Origin of the sequence: Pseudoalteromonas sp. 1_2015MBL_MicDiv (assembly GCF_002407505.1) — a bacterium.
In the GTDB taxonomy this organism is placed as follows: domain Bacteria; phylum Pseudomonadota; class Gammaproteobacteria; order Enterobacterales; family Alteromonadaceae; genus Pseudoalteromonas; species Pseudoalteromonas fuliginea.
In genome coordinates this window covers 820,465-847,094 of sequence record NZ_CP012737.1, presented here as the reverse complement: position 1 = coordinate 847,094, position 26,630 = coordinate 820,465, and the positions used below count along the sequence as shown (strand labels likewise).

The following is a 26,630-nucleotide window of genomic DNA, read 5'->3' as shown; positions in this document are numbered from 1 at the left end:
ATAATTTTTAACGTAGTTAGTGAGTTATTTAATACGCTAGAATGCTCATGTTTTTAATAAAATTGGTATTACTGTTTAATTTTACTAATTACTTTTGATGTTGAGCACCCATCTAAAAATTCAAGCACTTCAACTTTTCCGCCATGGCGAAGTACATGTTCAGCACCTGCTATTTGCTCTACGGTGTAGTCGCCACCTTTAACTAAAATATCAGGGCTTATTTGCTCAATTAATTTAGCGGGAGTATCGTTTTCATCTAAGCTACCAAACGGAATAACCCAATCAACTGATGAAAGTGCGCTAAGTACCATCGCACGCTCATCTAGCGGGTTAATAGGACGTTCTACCCCTTTTAAACGCGTAATAGATTCATCATTATTTAATCCAACAACGAGTCTATCGCCTCGTGCTTTAGCTTGCGCTAAATAACGTACATGCCCGGCATGTAAAATATCAAAACAGCCATTAGTGAATACAATGGTTTCGCCGTTTTGTTTTGCAAATTCAATATGCTGAAGTACATCATCAAATGGTGTTTGGTAATGCTCACCCGTAGTATGTAAATACTGACCAAGCTTGCGGCTTAGCTCTTCTGGCGAGACCGTTGCTGCACCAAACTTACTCACAACGATACCTGCGGCTAAATTAGCAATTTCGACAGCATCTTTAGGTTCCATGCCCGCGCCAAGCATAACCGCGAGTGTAGCTATAACCGTATCACCAGCCCCGGTTACATCGCTTACTTCAAGCTCTTGCGCTGCAAAATCAAACTTTTCATCTGCACTAATAAGCGACATACCTTGCTCAGAACGCGTAAGTAACATGGCTTTAATGCCATTTTTGCTTATTAAATCACGCGCACTTGCTGCTAAAGCTGCTTCTGAATCGGTTTGACCACCCGCTAATTTAAACTCATGTAAATTAGGCGTAATGTAATCAGCACCTTCATATAAATGTAAATCTGGCGATTTAGGGTCGATTAAAACCGTTTTTCCGGCGCCCTTAGCAAGGCTTACCATCTCTTTAATTAAGCTTAAAGATCCTTTGCTGTAATCAGAGAACACTATAAAGTCGTATTCATCAAGTACAAGCTCTAAGCGATTTAATAAAAGCTGGCTATGCTGCTCGGTAAACGTTTCTTCTAAATCAAGTCGGACTAGTTGTTGATGGCGGCTAATAACACGCATTTTTGAAATAGTTGGTAAATCACATACACTGACTAATTGTGAGCTTATTTTTTCACCTTTTAGGATGGTCTCTAAAATTTGCCCGCTTTCGTCCTCACCAATTAAACCCAATAAACCAACTTTTGCATCTAACCGCGCTATATTTTTTGCAACGTTAGCTGCGCCGCCCGCTTTGTCTTCAAATTTACTTACTTTAACAACCGGTACTGGCGCTTCTGGCGAAATACGACCAGTATCGCCATACCAATAACGGTCTAGCATTACATCGCCAACAACTAATATTCGTGCCGCTGATAAGTTTTTTAATAACGATAAATCCATTACTGCTGCTCCGCAACAACCATATCCATGGCTTCACATAACCAGTGACCTATAAACATGTGAGCTTCTTGGATACGTGCTGTTTCGTCATTTTTTATAATAATAGGTAACTTAGCAATATCTTTTACTTTACCGCCATCACGCCCAGTTAATGCCACAGTAAAAGCGCCTAGTTTATTTGCAGCTTCTAATGCTAAATTAATATTATTACTAGTACCTGATGTGGTTAAACCAATCACTAAATCTTCTGGCTTACATAACGCTTGAACTTGGCGCTCAAACACCGTATCAAAGTGATAATCGTTGCTGTGCGCTGTTAAAATAGAAGTGTCGGTGGTCAATGCCATTGAGGCAAGCGGACCACGCTCTAATTTGTAACGCACTACAAATTCTGCTGCTAAATGCTGTGCATCTGCTGCACTACCACCATTACCAAACCAAACAATCTTGCCACCAGCTTGTAATGCACTGTGGCATGCTTCTAACAGTTGCATAGATTCTTGATGATAAGCCTCCATCGTTTCAAATAATGCCTGATGACGGTTTAATGTTTCAACGTAGCTAGTTGCCACTGAATCGATAATTGACATGAAAAAATTCCTCTTGGAACTGAAATGGCAGGAAAAATTAAATTCATTATTCCATAATTTTATTTAATTGTGTGTATTTTATCGGGTTATAACTGAACCCAGACCATATTTTATTACGAGTATGTTTAGAAAACGGCTATTTCACGGTAAACTAACGCCACCTCCCTTTAAGAAAGATCAGTATGGCACGCATTTTTTACTCATTTGCATTAATTATTATTAGTCCACTGATTGTATTTTATCTCTATATTTTACGAGGTAAAAAAAACCAAGGCTATCGTACACACTTTAAAGAGCGCTTTGGGTTTGTCAGTAAGTCTTTATTTACGGTTAGAACTAAACCTTTAGTTTTTCATTGTGCTTCTGTTGGTGAGGTACTTGCCGCAACGCCACTTATTAAAGCTTTGCAAAAAGCGCATCCAAACTTAAATATACTTATAACCTGTAATACCCCAACAGGCAGAGAGCAAATACTTAGCCAGTTTAAAAATACTGTGGCGTGTAGCTACTTACCAATCGATTTTCCGTTTGCGACGGCTCGATTTTTAAAGCGTATAAAACCACAGGCATTATGTATTTTAGAAACTGAGCTATGGCCAAATTTAATGGCGATAAGCCACAAAAAAAACATACCAGTACTTGTCATCAATGCAAGACTCTCTGAAAAGTCACAGCAAGGCTATCAAAAGGTCGCTAAATTAACGCATATTATTATGCGCTCAATTACGGTACTTGCGAGTCACAATAAAACAGATGCTAAACGCTTTATTGAACTTGGTCTTGAAGCTTCAAAAAGCCATGTAACAGGCTCAATAAAATTTGATATAACACCAAGTGCAGATCAACTAGCTAAAGTACTCAACCTTAAACAGCTTTATAGTAGTAATGAACGCTTTGTGTGGGTGGCAGGCTCAACACATCCTGTTGAGCATGAGCTGGTACTTTTAGCCCATCAAGAATTACTAAAAAAGCAACCGAACGCATTACTTATAATTGCCCCGCGCCATCCAGAGCAATTTGATAAAGTGGCAGAGCTTTTAACGCAAAGCCCACTTAGCTTTAGCCGTCGTAGCCAAAATAACTATAATAATGAGCAAATACTCCTTGCTGATACGCTTGGTGAATTACAGTGTTTATATGGCGCTGCAAATGTGAGCTTTATTGGTGGCAGCTTAATTCGCAGAGGTGGGCATAACCCACTGGAATCAGCAGCGTTTTCGGTAGGTGTAATAACAGGTCCACACACATACAATTTCGATCATGTTTATCCCGAGCTAACAAAGCTCAAAGGTGCTGTAGTGGTTGATAGTAACGACGAACTCGCAAAGCAGCTTATAACGTTTAGTCAAAACACAAAAGCGTGCCAAACCTTAGGTATTAAAGCTGCGCAATGCGTAACTAAAAACCAAGGTGCTATACAAAAAACACTTAACATTATTAATCAATATTTAGAGCCAAAACCGTGACCAACATAGCTATAAGCCAAACCCGCGAATGGGTATCATCTGTTATTGTTAAATATAACTTTTGCCCGTTTGCTCGAAAAGAAGTAGAAAATAACTGTATTCATTACATAGTAAGCTCAGCAACGAGTATGGATGATGCTGTAATGGATATGCTTGAGCAATGTGTTGAGCTTGACCGTGAACCAGAGCGCGAAACAACCCTTATCATGTTTGACAACGGCTTTAGTGACTTTGAAGACTTTTTAGACTTGGTCGATTTAGCTAATGCACTTTTAGTCGCGCAAGGCTTTGAAGGTAAGTATCAAATCGCTAATTTTCATCCTGACTACGTATTTGCTGACAGTGATGAAACCGATGCCGCAAACTACACAAATAGAGCGCCCTTTCCTACATTGCACTTAATCCGCGAAGCAAGTATGAGCGAAGCACTTGATAGTTATAACGAGCCTGAATCTATTCCTGAGCATAATATAAATCTAGCAAGGCGTAAGGGGATTGATTTTTGGCAGCAGTTACTTGAAGGCTGTAAAAAACCGAGCGCTTAAATGCTCGGTTTTATTTTGGTTTGTGCAAAACAAGACAATAACAAACGCTTATTTTTTAACCCAGTTACCATTTACTTCAACGTAATGACCACTTTGGGTTTTTTCAATTGTTTTAGCGGCAGCAAGCGCTTCTACTTGTGAAAGTGACAAGTTATTCTTTTTAGCCAACTTTAAGTACTGCGCTTTACGCTTTGCATTTATATCATCAACAACGGCTTTTGCTTCTGCGTTTTGTACAACAAGCCCTAAATAACCAGAGCTATCTTCACCTACTAGACCTTGGTTTTTAGCGTCATAAAGGCTAATAGCCCACGCAGAGAACGACATACATACTGCACTAACTAACGTAATAATGTTTAATTTTTTCTTCGTATTCATGTTCTAGCTCCTTAAAATAACTCACTGTCGTCACTAAATAAATTGTCGAGTTCTTTATCTACTTTTACGCGAATTTCGTGATCGACCTTCACATTTAAATTAATAGTAATGGGCTCTTTAGCAGACACCTCAACACGATGCGTGCAGGCACTTAATGCACTAATAGCACTCAGCGCGAGCAGTACTTTTATCAATAACGACTGTCTCATTATTAGTTTCCTTTTTGTGAGTATTGTTGCTCAACTTTTTGTGTAATTTCGTCACTTAAACGCAGTGCACGCAAAAGTGTAAATACGTTTTCTTCGTGGTTATAATTAAAGTTAACCTGCTGCTGCTCTGCTTTATTATAGCCTTGCAAATTAACCCCTAGTTTTAACCAACCATCGTTTTTTAGTGCCACACTGCTATTAAGTTTTTGAATATCTAAATTAGTTAATAGCCCTAACACAGGTTGTAACTCTTGCTGTTGCTGCATTACTGAATCAAACGCGGCATTATTGGTAATTTTTAAATTACCTGTTCCTTGGCTAAATAAGCTACCGTCAATTATTTCAATTTTTCCACTATCAAAGTGAACCGGTAAAGACCCCGCCAAGCGTCCCGTTAATACAATGCCCGACTTATCGTCGAGTGTAACAAGTTTACTCGCATCAATATTTTCAAACTTAACATTAGCAACTTGGTTTGGCTTCCCTACTGTGTAGCTATCTAATGAAAACTCGCCACCAAACACACTTCCTTTTACATCATTTATAAGCGCGGTATTGCTATTAACTTGCCATTGCCCTTCAATCGCTTTAACTACGGCACCCGCCCTAAACTCATTTAAATTAAAGGTAGTTGGTTTTACATTAAGCTTACCTGAATTATATTCCCCGCTAAATGTACTGTTTAAATCGCTCGCAAGGTAATCGTTATACAGTGCACTTGCATGACTAATCCCTATATTGAACAGTGCATTTTGTAAGTTTATATCGCCACTAATATAGCCATTAAATTCGCCCTCTGTTAACTGTGCAAGTGGCTCAAATTGACTAATAAACGCATTTAACGGCAGCGTACTTTGTTCAGGAATAATGACTTCAAATGGATGAGCTTGCGACGACACATGATGATTTATAACTAACTCAACATCGTTTATAAATGCGTGATGCGTGGCTTTTAGTGCACGGCTTTGCAAGCCCGTAGACTCTATTTTTATATTATTAAGTTTTATGTCGGGGCTATTAACAGCCTTTATATTGGTTTTTGCTGTTAGATCAGCAAATAACTCACCTACGCCTAAATTAGCATTTGCTGTTAATGTGTTACTTATATCTGTGACTTTAAATTCTTTATATTCTGCGCTTTTTAACTGCTGAGTTAACGTTACTTCTGCGTTTAACTGTTTATCCATTTTTGCTGTTAAATCACCTTGATATTGCACTGCACTTATATCAAACGCATCTACACTATTAAGCGTTAATTTAGCATTTATAAGCCCAATTGGTTTTGAGTCTATAAACTCACTTATATTAAAGTGACCACTAAGGCTAAGCCCATCCGCTGTTGCGGGTACAAACTCAGGTAAATTTTCAAGCATAACGGCGTAATCGCCTTTAATCGCAGCACCAGATAACTGAGCATTAACGTTAATATTATTTATATTTGGTGTATTTATTTGAGCTGATAAAGTTGACTGTAAGTCTTTAAATGGAGATGTAATATTTAGTGTTGTATCTGTTATTAAAATATCAAATTGCTTATCGCCCACGCTTACCAAATTAATTGCAGGTACCCTCAACTCACTAGCCTCTAAGCGAATTGATTGAGGGAGTTTAAGTTGCCAATTTAAAGGAACTTGTTTGCTAATAAAGCCTGCATATTCACTTGGTGGAATTAACTCAGTACAGCTTGGTGTTAAATTAATTTTGTTATTAAGCAAATCGGTATTAAACACTAACGCTTGGCTATTTAAATTAAAACGCGTCGCCAATTTACCAGTGGTTAATACGTTAACTTTGTACTGCTCATACGTGTGAGCAAACTGGGAGCTAATATCGCCATTTAACTCAAGTTCTATACCATCAAAGCTAAATGCTTGCTGAGTATTAAAGTTAAAATCTGCTATTAATGTATTTTTAGTGTTTATAACGTGCTTTAAAAAAGTGTCATTAATTTCAAACTGACCCCTTACTTTATTAGCAGTCAAAATTGCACTTGCGTTTATATCACCTGAGACATTAAATTTATTTAGTTCGGGTTCTAATATGCTTATTTTAAGTGGCTTATTGAGCTCATCACTTTTTACTACAAGCTGTTTAATATTGATTAATGGGCGATTTAAGGGAAGTGCTAAATCGAGATTTTTAGCAAGCTGATTAGCATTATCACTTTTAGGGAGTGGATTAACTGTTAGCACTGCATTTTCAATATCTACACGCTTTGTATTTGCAGTAATACCAGTAAGTTGTAATTGTTGATTTTGATAATTTACACACACTTTATCAGCATGAATATTTAAGCTAGACGTGATTGAAAAATCAAGGCAGTTTAATGTGACACCCGCTTTTTCGAGCTCAGGCGCTATAGCCCACTGTAATAACGGCAAGCGAAATACATAACTAAGCAGCAAGGTACTTAGCAATAAAACGCCAACAATTAAACCAATTCGCTTAAACATACTATCCTTAAATGCTTTGTGCTTTTAGTTATACTAATACCAACCTGCATAAATCTTTGATCAATTTAACGAATTAAATTGCACTATAACGTCGTTAAAAGTTTTTTATTTAGAACAACTAGATATAAAAACTTTTGCCTAGTTCTAGCGTAATTTTCTTAACGTTAAATAGACCCATATATAAGCAGATTGGTATAATCAAAAAAGGCTGCACAATGCAGCCTTTTTAATTTTACAGTAAGATTATGAATCTAACTTGTATAAACGTAAATATAATTAACCTACGTTTTTACGTGCGTTACGGAACATACGCATCCACGGGCTATCCTCGAGCCACTCATCTGGGTGCCAAGAGTTGGCAACGCTTCTGAATACACGTTCTGGATGCGGCATCATTACAGTGGCGCGACCATCTGTTGACGTAATACCGGTAATACCTTTTGGAGAACCATTAGGGTTAGCTGGGTACTGCGTTGTAGGGTTACCGTAGTTATCTACAAACTTAACCGCTACAGTGCCGCTATCAAGCGCCGCTTTGGTGGCTGCATCGTTTGCAAACTCAGCATGACCTTCACCATGAGAAACCGCTATAGGCATACGCGAGCCAGCCATTCCGTTAAAGAACACAGACGGATTCTCTTGTATTTCTACTAAACTAAAGCGTGCTTCAAAACGCTCTGATTTATTAGTTACAAAGCGCGGCCAATGTTCAGTACCAGGGATCAACTCTTTTAACGTTGATAACATTTGGCAACCGTTACATACACCTAAGCTGAAAGTATCTTCACGGTGAAAAAAGTTTTGGAACTGATCGCGTGCCATGTCGTTAAACAAAATAGACTTAGCCCAACCTTCACCCGCACCAAGTACGTCACCGTATGAGAAACCACCACAGGCCACTAAACCTTTAAATTGCTCTAGTGTTAAACGACCTTCTAAAATGTCGCTCATGTGTACATCAACGGCTGCAAAACCTGCGCGATTAAACGCTGCCGCCATTTCTAAATGAGAGTTAACACCCTGCTCACGTAAAATAGCCATTTGCGGTTTAGCACCGGTTGCAATGTATGGTGCAGCTATATCTTCGTTTAAATCAAAGTTAAGTTTTACGTTTAAGCCTGGATCTTTTGCATCAAACTTAGCATCAAACTCCTGCTTAGCACACTCAGGGTTGTCACGGCGTGCTTGCATTTGATACGTTGTTTCAGCCCAAATAGTACGAAGCTCAGTACGCGTATGATTAAGTACCGTATTTTCGCCACGGTTAAATATAATCGTATCGTCACTGTTAAGCGTGCCAATGTTGTGGCTAATTGCTGCTATACCATGTTGTTCAAACACCGCATTCACTGCATCTAAATCAGCATTTGCAACTTGAATTACTGCACCTAGCTCTTCGTTATAAAGCGCTTCAATGTCTGAACCTGTTAAAGCTGCTAAATCAACCGTTACACCGGTATGACCCGTAAACGCCATTTCAGCAACCGTGGTAAATAAACCACCGTCTGAGCGGTCATGATAAGCAAGTAACTTACTATCAGCCACAAGCGCTTGCATTGCGTTATAAAAGCCTTTTAATAACTCTGGGCTATCAACATCAGGGGTTACATCACCCAATTGCTTATAAACTTGCGCAAGGCTTGATGCGCCCATGCGGTTTTTACCCGCACCTAAATCAATTAATATAAGCGATGTATCGCCTTTATCTGTGCGCAGTTGTGGTGTTACTGTTTTACGTACGTCGTCAACACGACCAAACGCAGTTATAACCAGTGAAAGCGGCGATGTTACTGACTTCTCTTGTGAGTCACCTTCATCTTTCCATGTCGTTTTCATCGACATAGAATCTTTACCTACTGGAATCGTTAAACCAAGCGCAGGGCAAAGCTCTTCGCCTACGGCTTTAACAGCTTCATATAAACCTGCATCTTCACCCGGGTGACCCGCTGCTGCCATCCAGTTTGCCGATAACTTAATGTTTTCAAGGCTACCGATGTTTGCACAGGCAATATTAGTTAACGACTCCGCCACAGCTAAACGAGCAGATGCACCGTAATTAAGTAATGCTGCAGGAGTACGCTCACCGAGTGACATAGCTTCACCGTGGTAAGTATCATACGTTGCCGCAGTTACTGCACAGTTAGCAACAGGTACTTGCCAAGGACCGACCATTTGATCGCGCGCTACTAAACCCGTAACTGAACGATCGCCGATTGTTATTAAGAATGTTTTTTCTGCAATGGTAGGTAAACGCATTAAGCGCTGCGCTGCATCTGCTGCATTTATTGATGTGATATCAAGCGCTTTGCCAACAACTTGCTTTGACGTTACATCGCGGTGCATTTTAGGTGCTTTACCTAATAATACGTCCAGCGGCAAATCAACAGGGTTATTTTCAAAATGGCTGTCTGACACCGTTAAGTGAGGTTCAGCGGTTGCTTCACCAATAACAGCGTACTGGGCACGTTCACGCTTACAAATTGCTTCAAAGCGGTCAAAGTCCTCTACGCCAACAGCGAGTACATAACGCTCTTGTGATTCATTACACCAAATTTCGTGTGGTGCCATGCCTGGCTCATCGTTAGGGATGCTGCGTAATTGGAATTTACCGCCACGTCCGCCATCATTAACAAGCTCAGGAAACGCATTAGATAAACCACCGGCACCTACATCGTGGATGAATGCAATTGGGTTTTCGTCACCTAGCTGCCAACATTTATCGATAACTTCTTGGCAACGACGTTCCATTTCTGGGTTTTCGCGCTGTACTGAAGCAAAGTCTAAATTTTCGTTTGATTGACCAGAGGCCATGCTTGATGCAGCACCACCGCCTAAACCAATGTTCATTGCAGGTCCGCCTAGCGCAATTAACTTAGCGCCAACAGGAATATCACCTTTTTGAACATGATCAGAGCGAATATTACCTAAACCACCGGCAAGCATAATTGGTTTATGGTAACCACGTACTTCTTCACCGTTATGGCTTGTTACTTTTTCTTCGTAAGTACGGAAGTAGCCTAACAAGTTAGGACGACCAAACTCATTATTAAATGCAGCGCCACCTAGTGGACCTTCTGTCATTATATCAAGTGCGTTTACAATACGACCCGGCTTACCAAAATCGCTTTCCCACGGTTGCTCGTAACCTGGAATACGTAAATTTGATACAGTAAAGCCAACTAAGCCTGCTTTTGGCTTAGAGCCACGACCCGTTGCGCCTTCATCGCGAATCTCACCACCAGAACCTGTAGCAGCACCTGAGAATGGCGCAATAGCGGTTGGGTGGTTATGAGTTTCAACCTTCATTAGTATTTCAATGTCTTCTTGATGATACGCATATTCACCTTGCGCATTGGGGAAGAAGCGACCCGCTTTTGAGCCTTTCATTACTGCCGCGTTATCTTTATACGCCGACAATACATTTTCAGGATTTAGCTCAAACGTATTTTTAATCATTTTAAACAGCGATTTTGGCTGTTCTTTTCCATCGATTGTCCAGTCAGCATTAAATATTTTATGGCGACAATGCTCTGAGTTTGCTTGTGCAAACATAAACAATTCGATGTCGTTAGGGTTACGCCCTAACTTTACAAAGTTTTCTACCAAGTAGTCTATTTCGTCATCAGCAAGAGCAAAACCTTGCTCAACATTCGCTGTTGCTAGTGCTTCACGTCCACCACCTAAAATATCGACAGACGACATTTGGCGTGGGGCATCACTGCGAAACAGCTGAGCCGCATCTTCAAGTTCATTGTGTGTGGCTTCAGTCATGCGGTCGTGCAATAACGCAGTTACTTGTGCAAGTTGTTCTGCGTTTAAATCACCTTCAACATAATAAGCAATACCGCGTTCAACACGGTGAACCTGCTTTAAACCACAGTTGTGGGCGATGTCGGTAGCTTTAGATGCCCAAGGTGAAATGGTACCTGGGCGAGGTGTAACAAGTACAAGTTTGCCAGCTGGGGTATGCTCTGCAATAGTTGGACCGTAAGTTAATAGTTTTTCAAGCTTGGTTTGCTCAGAGCTACTCAACGGCGATGTTAAATCGGCAAAGTGAGCATACTCGGCGTATACGTTAGTGACTGGAAGTTGCGATTGTTGGCAACGCGCTAAAATTTTATTAACTCTGAACTCTGAAAGTGCTGGTGCACCACGAAGGATCAACATAGGTAATTTCATCCGGGGTTAGGGATTGAACGATATTTTAGGCACGCATTATAGTCCAATTAGCATTCAGATTTAACTCAAAATTACGCTTTTCATAAAATTAACTTTTTAGCTTTATTTATAGCCTCTTTTGGTTAATAAAATAAAAGGTAAAGTGACGTGATGGCTTAGTTTTGCTATAACGGTGGCTGGCGAGTTTAAGGGGCACTCAATGTTCAAAGAAAAACTAATAATAATCATTACTTTAGTTATGCTGTTATGCGCATGTGATATGCAAGAACAGCCAACTCAACTCGCCCAAATAAAAGAGCAAAACAAAATACGTGTGGGTACGCTTGCGAGTGCCAGTAATTATTATCAAGCAGTACAAGGAGAGCAAGGTTTTGAATATGAGTTATCTCAAGCCTTTGCTGATTATTTAGGTGTAGAGCTTGAAATAGTCCCTTTCTTTAACTTATCTGACATGTTTGAACGCCTTGAAAAGGGTGATTTAGACTTAATTGCCTCAGGACTTACCTACAATAAAACCCGTGCAGAGCAATATCGCTATGGCCCAACCTATCGCACAATTAGCCAAAAGTTAGTTTATAAACAAGGGCGCGTTCGCCCACGTGATTTTGATGATTTAGATGGTAACTTTACCGTTATAGCTAAAAGTAGTCATTCACTTACTTTACAAAAAATGAAAAAAAACAATCCTGAACTCACTTGGACCGAAAGCGAAGAGTTTGACGAAGAAGAGTTACTTCAAGCAGTTATTGACGGTGAGATAGATTACACCCTTGCCGATACACATACCTTGTCGCTGTTTCGTCGGTATCACCCTAATTTAAGTATTGGCTTTTCAGTTACCCATAACGATCCAATCGCATGGATACTCAACAAATCTAAAGACGACTCTTTATATGCTCTATTAGTGCCATTTTTTGGTGATATAAAGCAAAGTAATCAACTTTACGTACTCGAAGAAAAATACTTTGGGCATGTACGCCAATTTAACTATGTAAATACCCTAGCTTATATAGAAGCGATAAAAGAAACTCTACCAACATACCAACCGTGGTTTGAACAATATGCAGGTAGTCTTGATTGGCGTTTACTAGCAGCGCTTAGTTATCAAGAATCTATGTGGAATCCTCGCGCTAAATCGCCAACAGGCGTTCGCGGTATTATGATGCTAACCCGCAGTACAGCAAAACAAGTGGGTGTTACTAACCGATTAGAGCCAGAGCAAAACATTCGCGGTGGCGGTAAGTATTTAAGTAAGCTTATTAAGCGTATTCCCGACAGAATCCCGCAACCCGATAGAACATGGCTTGCATTAGCGGCTTACAATGTAGGTTGGGGGCACGTTAACGACGCGCGTATAATTACCGAGCAGCAAGGCGCAAGCCCTGATAAATGGGCTGATGTAAAAAAACGCTTACCACTGTTAATTAAAAAGCGCTATTACCGTAAAACCCGCTATGGTTATGCGCGTGGCGATGTAGCGGTTAAATATGTTGATAATATTCGTCGCTATTACGATGCACTTGTTTGGCTAGATGAAAATAATGCTATTACAGAAAAACCTGAATCAATCGTAGAGCTAAGCACTGTAATCGAGCCAAAGCTAAACGTAACAAGTGAGATAAAAATTGAGGCAAGTGAAGCTCAAATACAAAAGCAACTACCTATAATTGAGCCCGAGCTGTCAAGTGAAAAAAATAACTAAGATTAATTTAGGTGTTTATTTTTGACCATATCTATAAGCGAAATTTAAGTAAATTAAATATCTGTTTACTTGTCATCAAATGATCACTAATGTGTGTTAATTGTATATCATTAATTTATAAGATATACCTCGTGCCTTTCTCACTCTTGCATTAGGAGAAAACATGCTAAAACGTAGACGCACACAAAGATTAAAACGTAATGTAATTTATTCAACGGCCACACGTCGTCGTGTTATGTTGCGCAAACTGCACAAAAAGATTATCTGGCGTCGCCGAATGTTTGCTATGCAGCAAATGGTAGAGTCAGAAATATCCCCTGCGACTAATTAAAGATTAGTCGCATCACGAGCAGCTTTTTTAGCTGCTTTAATTTGTGCTCTTCTACGTTTAAAAAAATCTGAAATAGTATTGCCACACTGCTGTGCTAAAACACCACCACACACTTCAACTTGATGGTTTAACCTCGGTTCTTGTAATAAGTTCATAATTGAACCAGCAGACCCTGTTTTTTCGTCGGCTGCACCAAATACTAAACGCTTTATTCTGCTATGCACCAACATTCCTGCACACATAGAACAAGGCTCTAATGTTACGTACAGTGTACAATCTATTAAACGATAGTTGTTAAGCACTTTTCCTGCTTCTCGTACTGCGATCATTTCGGCATGGGCAGATGGGTCGTTATCGGTTATTGAACGGTTGTACCCTACTGAAATTAGCTGGTTATCTTTTACTACAATCGCTCCTACAGGGATTTCATCAAGCAACTCTGCCTGCTTTGCATACAAAAGCGCTTGCTCCATCCAGTAGGAATCATCAAATGGCTCGTTCATTCTTTCTACTTAAATAACTTTTTATGCTGTGATTATACCTAGTTAGCACTCTAAAGTGCGTCATTCATTACTTTATTGCAAAAATAAAACAATATTTACCCGTTTGTAATGGCTCACTCGTGCTGATTTACGCTATAATCTCACGCTTTTTTTATTTAGCTCACAACACGGGTAGCAAATGAAATTTCCTGGACGCCGCAGGCATAAACATTATTTTCCAGTGGAAGCCAAAGATCCACTTACCAATCAACTTAACGCAACAGAGCGATTACAACGTAGTTATATTACGGGTATCGATCAGATCGTTGTTGATATAGAGGCAAAAGTTGATCAAGCTTTCCTTGACGAATTTCAACTACGTAGAGGTATGTCGCAAGTTATTGATAGCGACATAACAAACGCCTTATACGATCGTTTAAAATTAAACGATATGGTTGATTTTGAGTTTGCCGGTGGGACCATTGGTAACACTATGCACAACTACTCTGTACTTGCAGATGATCGCTCAGTTTTATTAGGCGTAATGAGCGAAAATATAAAAATAGGTAGCTATGCTTACCGCTTTTTATGTAATACCTCAAGCCGTGTAGATTTAAACTATCTTCAACCAGTAGATGGGCCTATAGGTCGTTGTTTTACATTAATTGATGAAACCGGTGAGCGTACTTTTGCAATAAGTGCGGGCCTAATGAATCACTTACGTCCTGAATCTATCGATAAAAACCTTATTGAAAATTCATCAGCATTAGTGATCAGTGCCTACCTCATGCGTACGCAAGGTAGTGAAACAATGACTGAAGCGACTATGCAAGCGGTAAAATACGCTAATGATGCAGGTGTGCCAGTTGTTCTTACACTCGGAACTAAATTCTTAATTGAACAAGACCCGACCTGGTGGGCAAACTTTGTTGAAAAGCATGTTGATATTCTTGCCATGAACGAAGAAGAAGGGTTAGCTATTACGGGCTTTGAAGACCCACTACTAGCTGCTGATAAAGCACTTGATTGGGTTGACTTAGTCATTTGTACTGCTGGCGAAAAAGGCTTGTTTATGGCCGGCTACGTTGACGAAAATTTAAAGCGCGAAACCGAATACCCGTTATTACCAGGTGCAATACCTGATTTTAACCGATATGAATTTTCACGTGCTATGCGTAAAACCGAGTGTGATAAGCCTATCAGAGCATATAGCCATACAGCCCCATTTATGGGTGGACCTGACTCAATCAAAAACACCAATGGTGCAGGCGATTGTGCGTTAGCCGCTGTGCTACATGATTTATCAGCGAATGTTTACCATAAACTTAACGTGGCAAACTCTGCTAAGCATCAGCAACAAGCGATTACTTACTCATCATTATCGCAAATTAGTAAATATGCTAACCGAGCTAGCTATGAAGTATTAGTTCAGCACTCTCCACGTTTATCTCGTGGTTTACCAGAACGCGAAGACTGCTTAGAACAAGTTTATTGGGAACAATAGATAACGGTGGGAGCAATTATTGCTCCCTTTCGTTTAGCTAAAAAATAGAAATATCGAGCTTTTTAGATAGTAGTTCCAGCGCCGCAACTCCTGCAACCGAATTACCAAACGAATTAAGCCCCGGAGAATAAACAGCCACAGTAAACTTATTTGGTAACACGGCTAAAATAGTTCCCGATACCCCTGACTTACCAGGCATACCAACTCTGTAACCAAAATCCCCCGCAGCATCATATAAACCACTCGTAAATAAAAGCGAATTTAGCTGCTTGTTTTGACGGCTACTTAAAACACGATGACCTGAACTATTATCAACACCTTTATTTGCTAAAAAATTATAAGCTTTAGCCAATTCAATACAGTTAAGCTCAATAGAACAAAAATTAAAGTAAGCCCACAAAACATCATCAACTTCATTTTCAAAATTACCAAACGACTTCATTAAATGTGCCATAGCAGCATTACGATGCCTAAATTCATACTCAGAATTAGCAACTTTTTTATCAATCACTATCCCTCTATTACCAGCTAACAACCTAAAGGTCTCGAGCATAGAGTGCATTGGTGCAGATAAGCGGCTGTACAACGCATCACACGTTACAATTGCGCCTGCATTTATGAAAGGGTTACGAGGAATCCCTTTTTCAAACTCAAGCTGTGTAAGCGAGTTAAAGGCAGTCCCTGAAGGTTCCTTTCCAACTCGATGCCAAAGCTCATCACCATAACGTTGCAGTGCCATAGTAAGTGTCATAACTTTAGAAACTGATTGAATAGTAAAACGTTGGGAGCAATCCCCCGCACACACAGTCTCACCATCAGCTGTATAAATAGCAATAGAAAATTGCTCAGGATCGACCTCTGCTAGGGCCGGTATATAATCAGCTACTTTTCCTTGTGATAATAAAGGGCGTACTTCATGTGCTATTTCATCAAGCACCTTTTGATAATCAGCTGTAGGCAAACTAGACCTCTATATCATCATTCATAAAAATTGGATTTTAGCACGCGCGAATAGACGCAACTAGTTTTGTTGTTGAATTTAAAGGGGGATGTTTTTCTTAATTTTAAAAAGCAAAAAACCCGTCACATTGCTGTAACGGGTTTCTCTTAATTAAATCCTAGTAATGTCGTAGTTGCCCACAGCGGTAGAGAGTCACATAGCAAATGCTAAACTATCTTTGTGTCGGGGCCTCCTTCTGCGGGGCTCGCCTTAGAACTATTTTATTTCGCCACTGAGTTCGGCATGGACTATTTACAAAATTCCAAAAAGCAAAAAAACCGTCACATTACTGTAACGGGTTTCTCTTAATTAAATCCTGGTAATGTCGTAGTGCCACAGCGGTGGAGAGCCACATAGCAAAAGCTACACTATCTTTGTGTCGGGCCATCCTTCTGCGGGGCTCGCCTTAGAGCTATTTTATTTCGCCACTGAGTTCGGCATGGACTATTTACAAAATTCCAAAAAGCAAAAAACCCGTCACATTACTGCAACGGGTTTCTCTTAATTAAATCCTGGTAATGTCCTACTTTCACATAGCAAATGCTACACTATCATCGGCGCTGTTTCGTTTCACTACTGAGTTCGGCATGGGATCAGGTGGGTCCAAAACGCTATTGTCACCAAGAAAATTCTTTTCAATTTTCTTATTTTAATTATTAAGGTTAAAGTCCTTCGACTGAATTTGAAGCCTGGTAATGTCCTACTTTCACATAGCAAATGCTACACTATCATCGGCGCTGTTTCGTTTCACTACTGAGTTCGGCATGGGATCAGGTGGGTCCAAAACGCTATTGTCACCAAGCAAATTAGGTGCAAAGAATTAATGACAAGCACGTAGTGCTACCATTTTCTTTGCGCAAGGTGCCTCAACTTTAACGCTACGCGCTAAGAGTCACCTCTTGAATTTGGAAAATATCTGATAATATTTTTTAAGTCTTTCTAAGTAATATCTACTTTAGTCATATTAACTTCTTCGCGTGTTTCACTATCACATAAAACGCGTTTGGCGTTGTATGGTTAAGCCTCACGGGTAATTAGTACAAGTTAGCTTAATGGCTCACACCACTTCCACATCTTGCCTATCAACGTTGTAGTCTTCAACGGCCCTTCAGAGACTTTAAAAGTCTAGTGAGAACTCATCTCGAGGCCTGCTTCGCGCTTAGATGCTTTCAGCGCTTATCAGTTCCGAACGTAGCTACCGGGCAATGCCATTGGCATGACAACCCGAACACCAGCGGTTCGTTCACTCCGGTCCTCTCGTACTAGGAGCAACCCCTCTCAATTCTCAAACGCCCACGGCAGATAGGGACCGAACTGTCTCACGACGTTCTAAACCCAGCTCGCGTACCACTTTAAATGGCGAACAGCCATACCCTTGGGACCGACTTCAGCCCCAGGATGTGATGAGCCGACATCGAGGTGCCAAACACCGCCGTCGATATGAACTCTTGGGCGGTATCAGCCTGTTATCCCCGGAGTACCTTTTATCCGTTGAGCGATGGCCCTTCCATTCAGAACCACCGGATCACTATGACCTACTTTCGTACCTGCTCGACGTGTCTGTCTCGCAGTTAAGCTGGCTTCTACCATTACACTAACCGTACGATGTCCGACCGTACTTAGCCAACCTTCGTGCTCCTCCGTTACTCTTTAGGAGGAGACCGCCCCAGTCAAACTACCCACCAGGCACTGTCCGTAACCCCGATTCATGGGCCAACGTTAGAACATCAAAACTACAAGGGTGGTATTTCAAGGTTGACTCCAACAAAACTAGCGTCTCATCTTCAAAGTCTCCCACCTATCCTACACATGTAGGTTCAATGTTCAGTGCCAAGCTGTAGTAAAGGTTCACGGGGTCTTTCCGTCTAGCCGCGGGTACACAGCATCTTCACTGCGATTTCAATTTCACTGAGTCTCGGGTGGAGACAGCGTGGCCATGGTTACACCATTCGTGCAGGTCGGAACTTACCCGACAAGGAATTTCGCTACCTTAGGACCGTTATAGTTACGGCCGCCGTTTACCGGGGCTTCGATCAAGAGCTTCTCCCTAAGGATAACCCCATCAATTAACCTTCCGGCACCGGGCAGGTGTCACACCGTATACGTCATCTTGCGATTTTGCACAGTGCTGTGTTTTTAATAAACAGTCCCAGCCACCTGGTCACTGCGGCTCCCGTCCGCTTAGAGAGCAAGTCTCATCACAGATAGGAGCGTACCTTCTCCCGAAGTTACGGTACGATTTTGCCTAGTTCCTTCACCCGAGTTCTCTCAAGCGCCTTAGTATTCTCTACCTGACCACCTGTGTCGGTTTGGGGTACGATTCCATATAATCTGAAGCTTAGAGGCTTTTCCTGGAAGTATGGCATCAGCAACTTCATCACCGTAGTGACTCGTCTCGTGTCTCAGGTTTAATGTCTGTCCGGATTTACCTAAACAAACGCCCTACTCACTTTCACATAGACTACCAACGCTATGCTTGCTTAGCCTGCTCCGTCCCCCATCGCAATTATATCGAGTACAGAAATATTAATCTGTTTCCCATCGACTACGCCTTTCGGCCTCGCCTTAGGGGTCGACTTACCCTACCCTGATTAACATGGGATAGGAACCCTTGGTCTTCCGGCGTGGGAGTTTTTCACTCCCATTATCGTTACTCATGTCAGCATTCGCACTTCTGATACGTCCAGCATACCTCCCGGTACACCTTCAACCGCTTACAGAACGCTCCCCTACCACTCAGAATAAATTCTGAATCCGCAGCTTCGGTGCATAGTTTAGCCCCGTTACATCTTCCGCGCAGACCGACTCGACCAGTGAGCTATTACGCTTTCTTTAAAGGATGGCTGCTTCTAAGCCAACCTCCTGGCTGTCTGGGCCTTTCCACATCGTTTCCCACTTAACTATGACTTTGGGACCTTAGCTGGCGGTCTGGGTTGTTTCCCTCTTCACGACGGACGTTAGCACCCGCCGTGTGTCTCCCGGATATTACTTTACGGTATTCGGAGTTTGCAAAGGGTTGGTAAGTCGGGATGACCCCCTAGCCTTAACAGTGCTCTACCCCCGTAAGTATTCGTCCGAGGCTCTACCTAAATAGATTTCGGGGAGAACCAGCTATCTCCCGGTTTGATTAGCCTTTCACTCCTAGCCACAGGTCATCCCCTAACTTTTCAACGTTAGTGGGTTCGGTCCTCCAGTTGATGTTACTCAACCTTCAACCTGCCCATGGCTAGATCACCGGGTTTCGGGTCTATACCTTGCAACTATTCGCCCAGTTAAGACTCGGTTTCCCTACGGCTACCCTATTCGGTTAACCTCGCTACAAAATATAAGTCGCTGACCCATTATACAAAAGGTACGCAGTCACCCAACAAGTGGGCTCCTACTGCTTGTACGTACACGGTTTCAGGTTCTATTTCACTCCCCTCACAGGGGTTCTTTTCGCCTTTCCCTCACGGTACTGGTTCACTATCGGTCAGTTGGGAGTATTTAGCCTTAGATGATGGTCCACCTATATTCAGTCAAAGTTTCACGTGCTCCGACCTACTCGATTTCACTTAAAATGTCTTTTCATGTACGGGACTATCACCCTGTATCGTGGCGCTTTCCAGCAGCCTTCCATTAACACATAATAAGCTTAAGGGCTGTTCCGATTTCGCTCGCCGCTACTTTCGGAATCTCGGTTGATTTCTTTTCCTACGGGTACTTAGATGTTTCAGTTCTCCGCGTTCGCCTCGTTAACCTATGTATTCAGTTAACGATACCTGCAAGCAGGTGGGTTTCCCCATTCGGAAATCCTAGTCTCAAGCGCTTTTTACTAGCTTGACTAGGCTTATCGCAAGTTAATACGTCCTTCATCGCCTCCAACTGCCAAGGCATCCACCGTGTACGCTTAGTCACTTAACCATACAACCCAAACGGGTCTTTGTTTTGTGACAGTTTAACTTCGCCAGAAGTCAATATTGAATACTAAAGTAGATACCAATCAATCAACTCATAAGAGTTAACTAAATGGCACTCAATGGTACTGCTACCATTGTTTTTTTACTTTTGAAAACTCTTGATAAATACAATGTATCTATCAGAATTTTATTATCAGCTTTTCCAAATTTTTAAAGAGCATATTAATTAGTTATCCCAAAGGGACAAGCACTAATTAACAATCATCTGTGTGGACACTACGAACAAATAAGTTCTAAATCGTATAAGGAGGTGATCCAGCCCCAGGTTCCCCTAGGGCTACCTTGTTACGACTTCACCCCAGTCATGAATCACTCCGTGGTAAACGTCCCCCGAGGGTTAGACTATCTACTTCTGGAGCAACCCACTCCCATGGTGTGACGGGCGGTGTGTACAAGGCCCGGGAACGTATTCACCGCGTCATTCTGATACGCGATTACTAGCGATTCCGACTTCATGGAGTCGAGTTGCAGACTCCAATCCGGACTACGACGCACTTTAAGTGATTCGCTTACCTTCGCAGGTTCGCAGCACTCTGTATGCGCCATTGTAGCACGTGTGTAGCCCTACACGTAAGGGCCATGATGACTTGACGTCGTCCCCACCTTCCTCCGGTTTATCACCGGCAGTCTCCTTAGAGTTCTCAGCATTACCTGCTAGCAACTAAGGATAGGGGTTGCGCTCGTTGCGGGACTTAACCCAACATCTCACAACACGAGCTGACGACAGCCATGCAGCACCTGTATCAGAGTTCCCGAAGGCACCAAACCATCTCTGGTAAGTTCTCTGTATGTCAAGTGTAGGTAAGGTTCTTCGCGTTGCATCGAATTAAACCACATGCTCCACCGCTTGTGCGGGCCCCCGTCAATTCATTTGAGTTTTAACCTTGCGGCCGTACTCCCCAGGCGGTCTACTTAATGCGTTAGCTTTGAAAAACAGAACCGAGGCTCCGAGCTTCTAGTAGACATCGTTTACGGCGTGGACTACCGGGGTATCTAATCCCGTTTGCTCCCCACGCTTTCGTACATGAGCGTCAGTGTTGACCCAGGTGGCTGCCTTCGCCATCGGTATTCCTTCAGATCTCTACGCATTTCACCGCTACACCTGAAATTCTACCACCCTCTATCACACTCTAGTTTGCCAGTTCGAAATGCAGTTCCCAGGTTGAGCCCGGGGCTTTCACATCTCGCTTAACAAACCGCCTGCGTACGCTTTACGCCCAGTAATTCCGATTAACGCTCGCACCCTCCGTATTACCGCGGCTGCTGGCACGGAGTTAGCCGGTGCTTCTTCTGTCAGTAACGTCACAGCTAACGGGTATTAACCGTTAACCTTTCCTCCTGACTGAAAGTGCTTTACAACCCGAAGGCCTTCTTCACACACGCGGCATGGCTGCATCAGGCTTGCGCCCATTGTGCAATATTCCCCACTGCTGCCTCCCGTAGGAGTCTGGGCCGTGTCTCAGTCCCAGTGTGGCTGATCATCCTCTCAAACCAGCTAGGGATCGTCGCCTTGGTGAGCCATTACCTCACCAACTAGCTAATCCCACTTGGGCCAATCTAAAGGCGAGAGCCGAAGCCCCCTTTGGTCCGTAGACATTATGCGGTATTAGCAGTCGTTTCCAACTGTTGTCCCCCACCTCAAGGCATGTTCCCAAGCATTACTCACCCGTCCGCCGCTCGTCAGCAAAGTAGCAAGCTACTCTCTGTTACCGCTCGACTTGCATGTGTTAGGCCTGCCGCCAGCGTTCAATCTGAGCCATGATCAAACTCTTCAATTAAAAAGTTTTATGTCTTTCGACAGCTCAATGAATTCTGAATTTTTTAATATCTTTCGATATTGAATTGACTGTGCCGAAGCAACTTATAAATAAGTTACTTCTGTTGGTCACTCAGTTTTCAATTGAGACTCTAATTTTTTTGCCTCGCTACCTAAGTAGCTTGGCTGTTAGAACTCAATCTGTACGAGTGCCCACACAGATGATTGCTTTATATTGTTAAAGAACGTTTTGAGTCGCTTTAGCGTCTCAAGGGGTGCGAATAATACACCCTTTATTTTTCGAGTCAATACTTTGTTTTAAACTTTCTTTTGGAAGATTTAAAACCGAAGTTTTATTTAACTCTCTGAGTAGTTCGTGCCTCGCTATGCGTCGGCGTTTCCCGTCTCAGTGGGGTCGCATTATAGGGAGCGGCGGATTTTACGCAAGCGTTATTTGCATAAAATAGTAATTAAAATTAAGCCCCAAGCAAGCGCACATGATAAACACAAGTTACCCACAAAAGCCTGTTGATAACTCTTGTTTTTACATAGCTAAACCATACTAAAGCTTTTAATTAAAACCCTAAAAATACAAAAAGCACCCTATATAGGTGCTTCTCAAAAGTAATAGTTATTAGAATCTAGGGTCTGTTTATCTTTCAAGGTTAAATTTGCAGCAGCCTGTTTGGTATTCAGGCAAGGCAGAACCTATGTAGTGTGGTTACTCCCCATAAATAGGCGATAACGTAGCATTAATGCCAAACAGGCGCTGCCCAAAGGGCTGAGGGATCCCCACTTTATCCAGCGGCCTCTTTTTGATAATTAAAAATAAAGTTTTTTAAACTTTTTTCTATATAGCTTTGTGTAATACGTCTCTTACATAGCTTTATGACTTGCTTGGCTAAGGTTAAAAATGAAAGAACTCGGCGATTCTTAACACTATTTGCTTGAAATTTTATATGCCACTTTCTTTTTTCTGCTTCACACCCTATAAACCATAACGCAGTGCTCGCTATTGTGGCTATCAAGCATAATATTCCTATTCTATTTATGCCGGTGCTTTTACTAAAACGCCACGAAAAACCATATCTCAAACTTTTGTCATCGCGGAAATTTTGCTCTATTTGCATTCTTTTACTATATAAACCAACTACTCGCTTACTCGTCATTGTATTGTCTGATGTCGCGAGTAACCATGGCTCTTTCGCTAAGTTTTGATACATTTTTGTATCTTTCGTAAATCTGCTTTTTCCTTTTCTTCCTTTATTTTTTCCATGATATACGTGTAAAAATGCATCGCATGCTGTCGGGCTGGACTGAGTTAGTCGTGCTTGACCTAACGCCTTTGGTATATCGCTGGCACCAGCCCTAAGTTGTTTTAATGTATGCCATTGTGATTGCATGGCTAGTTTACACTTCATTGAGCCTCTTAATCGACCTATCATATGCCAACCAAGTTCGCGTACTTTACTATACCAAGGCGTAAGAAAGCCGCCGTCTGTTACAATATAGACACTAGGATGTCGTCCAAGCACTTCATAAAGTTCATCTAAAAACAGGCTGTTGGTTGCTGGGCTATCAAAATTCTTCTGCTCAACAATCATGTTATAAATCACGATAGAGCGCCCATCCACAAGTAAGCTTGCTCGCAGTAAGTGATAGTCGTGACCACAGGCACCGCTCCAGTCAACGGCAATTGCAAGCATTGGTAAAGAGTCGATAATAGGATGAGCTAATGCTTTATAGATAGCGACCCTTTCATTGTAGAGGTGAGTATTTTTTAAGAAGCGATCAACGCGTTTTATTTTATGTTTTACATCCACAGCGCCAGACAAATTTCTGCCGATTTCAGTTAAGGTAAGTTTATTGCCCGAAATTAATGCATTACTGCAGCTTAGTAATGTTTTTACTCTGGCATTATTGAATGGCGCTAATGCATGTTTAAAGTACTTATGGCAAACTGATGTGTCAGGCATAGCAGTTGTGACTTATGTGGGTTGTGGTGATTTACATAAGATCATAAATTGCTGTGCCTGTCACGTTTTGGGGATTCGTCAGCCCAAAGGGTTCTTTCTAGGGGCTATTTACTCTTTGTTACTCGGTTTTTACTTATTCTTACATGGATGTAAGCCAGTAGGGTAACGCAGGAGCAGTTACCGAGCCCACTAGGTTACAAATCTCGCGCCGCGATTAAACAACCCCTAGTTTGAACAAATTTTAATCCGCAAAGAGCAACAGACCCTAGTATAAAATACTATATAACTTGCGACGATACTTAGCTGCGAGTGCGTCGCCATCAGGTAAAGAGGCAATAATGGCTAAAAAGCTTGGTTTTGCTTCGTTGAAATTCAGATCTTTTTGCAGCACTGTAAATAGTACATCCAATGCTTCTTCTTTTCTGCCCGCTTCATTGAGTAAAATACTGAGCTCTTCTTTTAATTCTAGGTCATTAGGGTACTTTTCTACTTGTTGTTGCTTTTCTTTAATCTCTGGTGAATCTTTTGCTTCAAGCGCGGCTTCGCATTTTGCTTTTATATTATTAAAGTAAGCATCTTGCTCTTGTGCATCTATTGTATGTATAAGCGCTTGCGCTTCATCTACCTTGTGAATTTGAATACATATGTCTGCTAGCACTAATTTGATACGTACATTCCCGCTGTCTATTTCATAAGCTTGCTTTGCATAATTAAATGCAGCATTTAAATCTGACTTTAATAACGCTTGCTTTGCTTGTTCTAACAGTAAGTCTTGTTGCGCAGGTAAATGCTTTGCTAGGGCTTCGCGTATTTGTGCTTCGCTTTGAACACCGGCAAGTAAATCTACTGGTGCAGAGTCTTTTAATAATACAAGCGTAGGCAGTGTTTGAAGACCAACTTGTTGCGCAAGTTGAGAAGCGAGTGCTTGTTCTACATCGCAATCTAGGTTTGCTACTACTATATGGCTTGCATATTCAGCCGCTACTTTATCTAAAATCGCAGCTTGTCCGATGCAGTCAGGACTTTGAGGAGAGAAAAAGTTAAGCAACACTAATTTTTGCTGTGATGTTTCACCGAGTACTTGTTGAAGGTTTTGCGCATTAATACTAACTATGTTGCTCATTGAATTGATTGCCATATTCATCTATTTAGGTTTTTATATGGTGGTGAACATAATAATTACAAGTCTTATACCTAAATCACTCGGTATACATATTCAACAATGAGGGAAAACATGAAATTAACTTACCTAAGTGCAGCACTTTTATTAGCAAGTCCATTTGTACAGGCAAATGGACTCGATTTGAATTTAAGCAAAGCCATGCCAGCTATAGAAAAGTTTTACCTCGATTTACACCAATCGCCAGAGCTTTCTTATCACGAACAAAAAACGGGTAATAAAATAGCGGATAAATTAACTCAGCTGGGTTTTAAAGTAACAAGTAATGTAGGTGGCTTTGGTGTTGTCGGCATTTACAAAAACGGAAACGGTCCAACCGTGATGATCCGCACTGACACCGATGGCTTACCTATTATAGAGCAGACAGGAAAGTCCTATGCCTCAACAGTTAAAGTAATAGACGAGCATGGTGCGAAAGTAGGTGTAATGCACGGTTGTGGCCACGATATTCACATGAGTTCTTTTATTGGTACTGCTGAGCAATTAATAGTACACAAAGATCAATGGAAAGGCACTTTGATGATGGTTGCACAGCCTGCCGAAGAAGTTGGTGGGGGTGCTAAAGCCATGTTAAGCGAAGGACTATTTAGTAAATATGCAAAACCTGATCATATAATTGCTTTACATGTAAGCGCTAGCGTCCCCGCTGGTAAGGTATCAATGAAAAATGAATACACTATGGCAAGTGTAGATTCTGTCGATATTACAATAAAAGGTAAAGGTGGTCATGGTGCTTATCCGCATACAACTATTGACCCAGTGGTTATAGCTGCACGCACTGTACTTGCTCTACAAACAATCACAAGCCGAGAGCTTTCACCGCTTGAGCCTTCTGTTATTACAGTGGGGTCTATTCATGGCGGTTCAAAACATAATGTGATTTCGGATGAAGTAAAACTACAACTCACCCTCAGAAGCTATAACCCAAATGTAAGAAGCGCTCAAATAGCTGCTATCAAACGTATTACAGCTGGGATAGCACAAAGTGCTGGATTGGATGAATCAAACTACCCTGTAGTATATGTACATGAAGATGAATCTATTCCATCTACTTATAATAACCCTGCACAAACAGATATTGTTAGAAACTCTATTGCCAGCGCAATTGGCGATACTAATGTACTTGAAACACAAGCTGTAATGGCGGGTGAAGATTTTGGCCTATACGGACGCACCGATGAAAATATCCCTATTACCCTTTTTTGGCTAGGAGGCGTAAACCAAGCACAATATGCAGATTCGATAAAAACAGGTGAGGTACTCCCTTCCCTACACTCTAGTAAATTTGCACCAGATTATAAAATTGCTATCCCTACCGGAATAAAAGCAATGAGTAACGCTGCGGTTGCTTTATTTAATAAGTAACCTGATGTAATACCAATTCAACATTAAGCAATATGGTTTAATAAAAT

General features: G+C 41.5%; 16 protein-coding genes and 4 rRNA genes. 6 read left to right on the top strand and 14 right to left on the bottom strand.

The window, feature by feature from the left end:
* Positions 1 to 68 precede the first annotated feature (68 nt).
* Positions 69 to 1,508, bottom strand: coding sequence for a bifunctional D-glycero-beta-D-manno-heptose-7-phosphate kinase/D-glycero-beta-D-manno-heptose 1-phosphate adenylyltransferase HldE (hldE, locus tag AOR04_RS03685; protein ID WP_096792575.1), 1,440 nt, complete (start codon positions 1,506 to 1,508; stop codon positions 69 to 71).
* The gene (locus AOR04_RS03680) at positions 1,508 to 2,098 is read right to left on the bottom strand and encodes an SIS domain-containing protein (protein WP_002961065.1); all 591 of its coding nucleotides are present in this window, start codon (positions 2,096 to 2,098) and stop codon (positions 1,508 to 1,510) included. The genes hldE and AOR04_RS03680 overlap by 1 nt, the downstream gene beginning before the upstream one ends.
* Before the next feature lie 182 nt (positions 2,099 to 2,280).
* On the opposite strand from AOR04_RS03680, the gene waaA reads away from it, so the two are divergent.
* Positions 2,281 to 3,564: a lipid IV(A) 3-deoxy-D-manno-octulosonic acid transferase gene (gene waaA, locus AOR04_RS03675; protein WP_096792574.1), complete on the top strand. Its 1,284-nt coding sequence runs from the start codon at positions 2,281 to 2,283 to the stop codon at positions 3,562 to 3,564.
* Positions 3,561 to 4,109: a DUF1415 domain-containing protein gene (locus AOR04_RS03670; protein WP_002961067.1), complete on the top strand. Its 549-nt coding sequence runs from the start codon at positions 3,561 to 3,563 to the stop codon at positions 4,107 to 4,109. The genes waaA and AOR04_RS03670 overlap by 4 nt, the downstream gene beginning before the upstream one ends.
* A 48-nt stretch (positions 4,110 to 4,157) precedes the next feature.
* Here the strand turns inward: AOR04_RS03670 and AOR04_RS03665 are convergent, their stop codons facing one another.
* The 4 genes from AOR04_RS03665 to purL all read right to left on the bottom strand — a co-directional run bounded on the left by AOR04_RS03665 (position 4,158) and on the right by purL (position 11,316).
* Positions 4,158 to 4,487 (bottom strand): YdbL family protein, encoded by a 330-nt coding sequence (locus tag AOR04_RS03665; protein ID WP_096792573.1) that lies wholly within the window; start codon positions 4,485 to 4,487, stop codon positions 4,158 to 4,160.
* 11 nt (positions 4,488 to 4,498) lie between these two features.
* Positions 4,499 to 4,696: a YnbE family lipoprotein gene (locus AOR04_RS03660; RefSeq protein WP_007378800.1), complete on the bottom strand. Its 198-nt coding sequence runs from the start codon at positions 4,694 to 4,696 to the stop codon at positions 4,499 to 4,501.
* A gap of 2 nt (positions 4,697 to 4,698) precedes the next feature.
* On the bottom strand, positions 4,699 to 7,149 hold the full coding sequence (locus tag AOR04_RS03655) for a YdbH domain-containing protein (RefSeq protein ID WP_096792572.1): 2,451 nt from the start codon (positions 7,147 to 7,149) through the stop codon (positions 4,699 to 4,701).
* A 276-nt stretch (positions 7,150 to 7,425) separates the two neighbouring features.
* Positions 7,426 to 11,316, bottom strand: a complete 3,891-nt coding sequence (gene purL, locus AOR04_RS03650) for a phosphoribosylformylglycinamidine synthase (RefSeq protein ID WP_096794079.1) — start codon at positions 11,314 to 11,316, stop codon at positions 7,426 to 7,428.
* A gap of 211 nt (positions 11,317 to 11,527) precedes the next feature.
* Here purL and mltF point away from each other — a divergent pair, with 211 nt between their 5' ends.
* Both mltF and AOR04_RS21680 read left to right on the top strand, forming a co-directional pair.
* Positions 11,528 to 13,030 (top strand): membrane-bound lytic murein transglycosylase MltF, encoded by a 1,503-nt coding sequence (gene mltF / locus AOR04_RS03645; protein ID WP_096792571.1) that lies wholly within the window; start codon positions 11,528 to 11,530, stop codon positions 13,028 to 13,030.
* 163 nt (positions 13,031 to 13,193) lie between these two features.
* On the top strand, positions 13,194 to 13,361 hold the full coding sequence (locus AOR04_RS21680; RefSeq protein WP_007378795.1) for a hypothetical protein: 168 nt from the start codon (positions 13,194 to 13,196) through the stop codon (positions 13,359 to 13,361).
* Here the strand turns inward: AOR04_RS21680 and tadA are convergent.
* Positions 13,358 to 13,864 (bottom strand): tRNA adenosine(34) deaminase TadA, encoded by a 507-nt coding sequence (tadA, locus tag AOR04_RS03640; protein WP_007378794.1) that lies wholly within the window; start codon positions 13,862 to 13,864, stop codon positions 13,358 to 13,360. The genes AOR04_RS21680 and tadA overlap by 4 nt on opposite strands.
* 178 nt (positions 13,865 to 14,042) lie before the next feature.
* On the opposite strand from tadA, the gene AOR04_RS03635 reads away from it, so the two are divergent.
* The gene (locus AOR04_RS03635) at positions 14,043 to 15,347 is read left to right on the top strand and encodes an inosine/guanosine kinase (protein ID WP_033016283.1); all 1,305 of its coding nucleotides are present in this window, start codon (positions 14,043 to 14,045) and stop codon (positions 15,345 to 15,347) included.
* Between the two features lie 37 nt (positions 15,348 to 15,384).
* Here the strand turns inward: AOR04_RS03635 and glsB are convergent, their stop codons facing one another.
* The 7 genes from glsB to AOR04_RS03600 form a co-directional block, all read right to left on the bottom strand.
* Positions 15,385 to 16,308 carry a glutaminase B gene (gene glsB, locus AOR04_RS03630; protein WP_096792570.1) on the bottom strand — a complete coding sequence of 308 codons (924 nt, stop codon included), beginning with the start codon at positions 16,306 to 16,308 and terminating at the stop codon, positions 15,385 to 15,387.
* 549 nt (positions 16,309 to 16,857) lie between these two features.
* Positions 16,858 to 16,972, bottom strand: a 5S ribosomal RNA gene (gene rrf / locus AOR04_RS03625).
* Between the two features lie 62 nt (positions 16,973 to 17,034).
* A 5S ribosomal RNA gene (gene rrf, locus AOR04_RS03620) occupies positions 17,035 to 17,149 on the bottom strand.
* A gap of 211 nt (positions 17,150 to 17,360) precedes the next feature.
* Positions 17,361 to 20,250: ribosomal RNA gene (locus AOR04_RS03615) — 23S ribosomal RNA — on the bottom strand.
* Between the two features lie 299 nt (positions 20,251 to 20,549).
* Positions 20,550 to 22,084, bottom strand: a 16S ribosomal RNA gene (locus AOR04_RS03610).
* Together the 16S, 23S and 5S rRNA genes form the textbook arrangement of a ribosomal RNA operon.
* A 775-nt stretch (positions 22,085 to 22,859) precedes the next feature.
* Positions 22,860 to 24,038, bottom strand: a complete 1,179-nt coding sequence (locus AOR04_RS03605; RefSeq protein ID WP_096792381.1) for an IS4 family transposase — start codon at positions 24,036 to 24,038, stop codon at positions 22,860 to 22,862.
* A 265-nt stretch (positions 24,039 to 24,303) separates the two neighbouring features.
* Positions 24,304 to 25,161, bottom strand: a complete 858-nt coding sequence (locus AOR04_RS03600) for a tetratricopeptide repeat protein (protein ID WP_096792569.1) — start codon at positions 25,159 to 25,161, stop codon at positions 24,304 to 24,306.
* Between the two features lie 111 nt (positions 25,162 to 25,272).
* On the opposite strand from AOR04_RS03600, the gene AOR04_RS03595 reads away from it, so the two are divergent.
* On the top strand, positions 25,273 to 26,583 hold the full coding sequence (locus AOR04_RS03595; RefSeq protein WP_096792568.1) for a M20 metallopeptidase family protein: 1,311 nt from the start codon (positions 25,273 to 25,275) through the stop codon (positions 26,581 to 26,583).
* Positions 26,584 to 26,630: the final 47 nt, after the last annotated feature.

Bases quoted from the DNA above. Each gene is read 5' to 3' on its own strand.
- hldE (WP_096792575.1), bottom strand. From the start codon at position 1,508: ATGGATTTATCGTTATTAAAAAACTTATCAGCGGCACGAATATTAGTT.
- AOR04_RS03680 (WP_002961065.1), bottom strand. From the start codon at position 2,098: ATGTCAATTATCGATTCAGTGGCAACTAGCTACGTTGAAACATTAAAC.
- waaA (WP_096792574.1), top strand. From the start codon at position 2,281: ATGGCACGCATTTTTTACTCATTTGCATTAATTATTATTAGTCCACTG.
- AOR04_RS03665 (WP_096792573.1), bottom strand. From the start codon at position 4,487: ATGAATACGAAGAAAAAATTAAACATTATTACGTTAGTTAGTGCAGTA.
- AOR04_RS03660 (WP_007378800.1), bottom strand. From the start codon at position 4,696: ATGAGACAGTCGTTATTGATAAAAGTACTGCTCGCGCTGAGTGCTATT.
- AOR04_RS03655 (WP_096792572.1), bottom strand. From the start codon at position 7,149: ATGTTTAAGCGAATTGGTTTAATTGTTGGCGTTTTATTGCTAAGTACC.
- purL (WP_096794079.1), bottom strand. From the start codon at position 11,316: ATGTTGATCCTTCGTGGTGCACCAGCACTTTCAGAGTTCAGAGTTAAT.
- mltF (WP_096792571.1), top strand. From the start codon at position 11,528: ATGTTCAAAGAAAAACTAATAATAATCATTACTTTAGTTATGCTGTTA.
- AOR04_RS21680 (WP_007378795.1), top strand. From the start codon at position 13,194: ATGCTAAAACGTAGACGCACACAAAGATTAAAACGTAATGTAATTTAT.
- tadA (WP_007378794.1), bottom strand. From the start codon at position 13,864: ATGAACGAGCCATTTGATGATTCCTACTGGATGGAGCAAGCGCTTTTG.
- AOR04_RS03635 (WP_033016283.1), top strand. From the start codon at position 14,043: ATGAAATTTCCTGGACGCCGCAGGCATAAACATTATTTTCCAGTGGAA.
- AOR04_RS03605 (WP_096792381.1), bottom strand. From the start codon at position 24,038: ATGCCTGACACATCAGTTTGCCATAAGTACTTTAAACATGCATTAGCG.
- AOR04_RS03600 (WP_096792569.1), bottom strand. From the start codon at position 25,161: ATGAGCAACATAGTTAGTATTAATGCGCAAAACCTTCAACAAGTACTC.
- AOR04_RS03595 (WP_096792568.1), top strand. From the start codon at position 25,273: ATGAAATTAACTTACCTAAGTGCAGCACTTTTATTAGCAAGTCCATTT.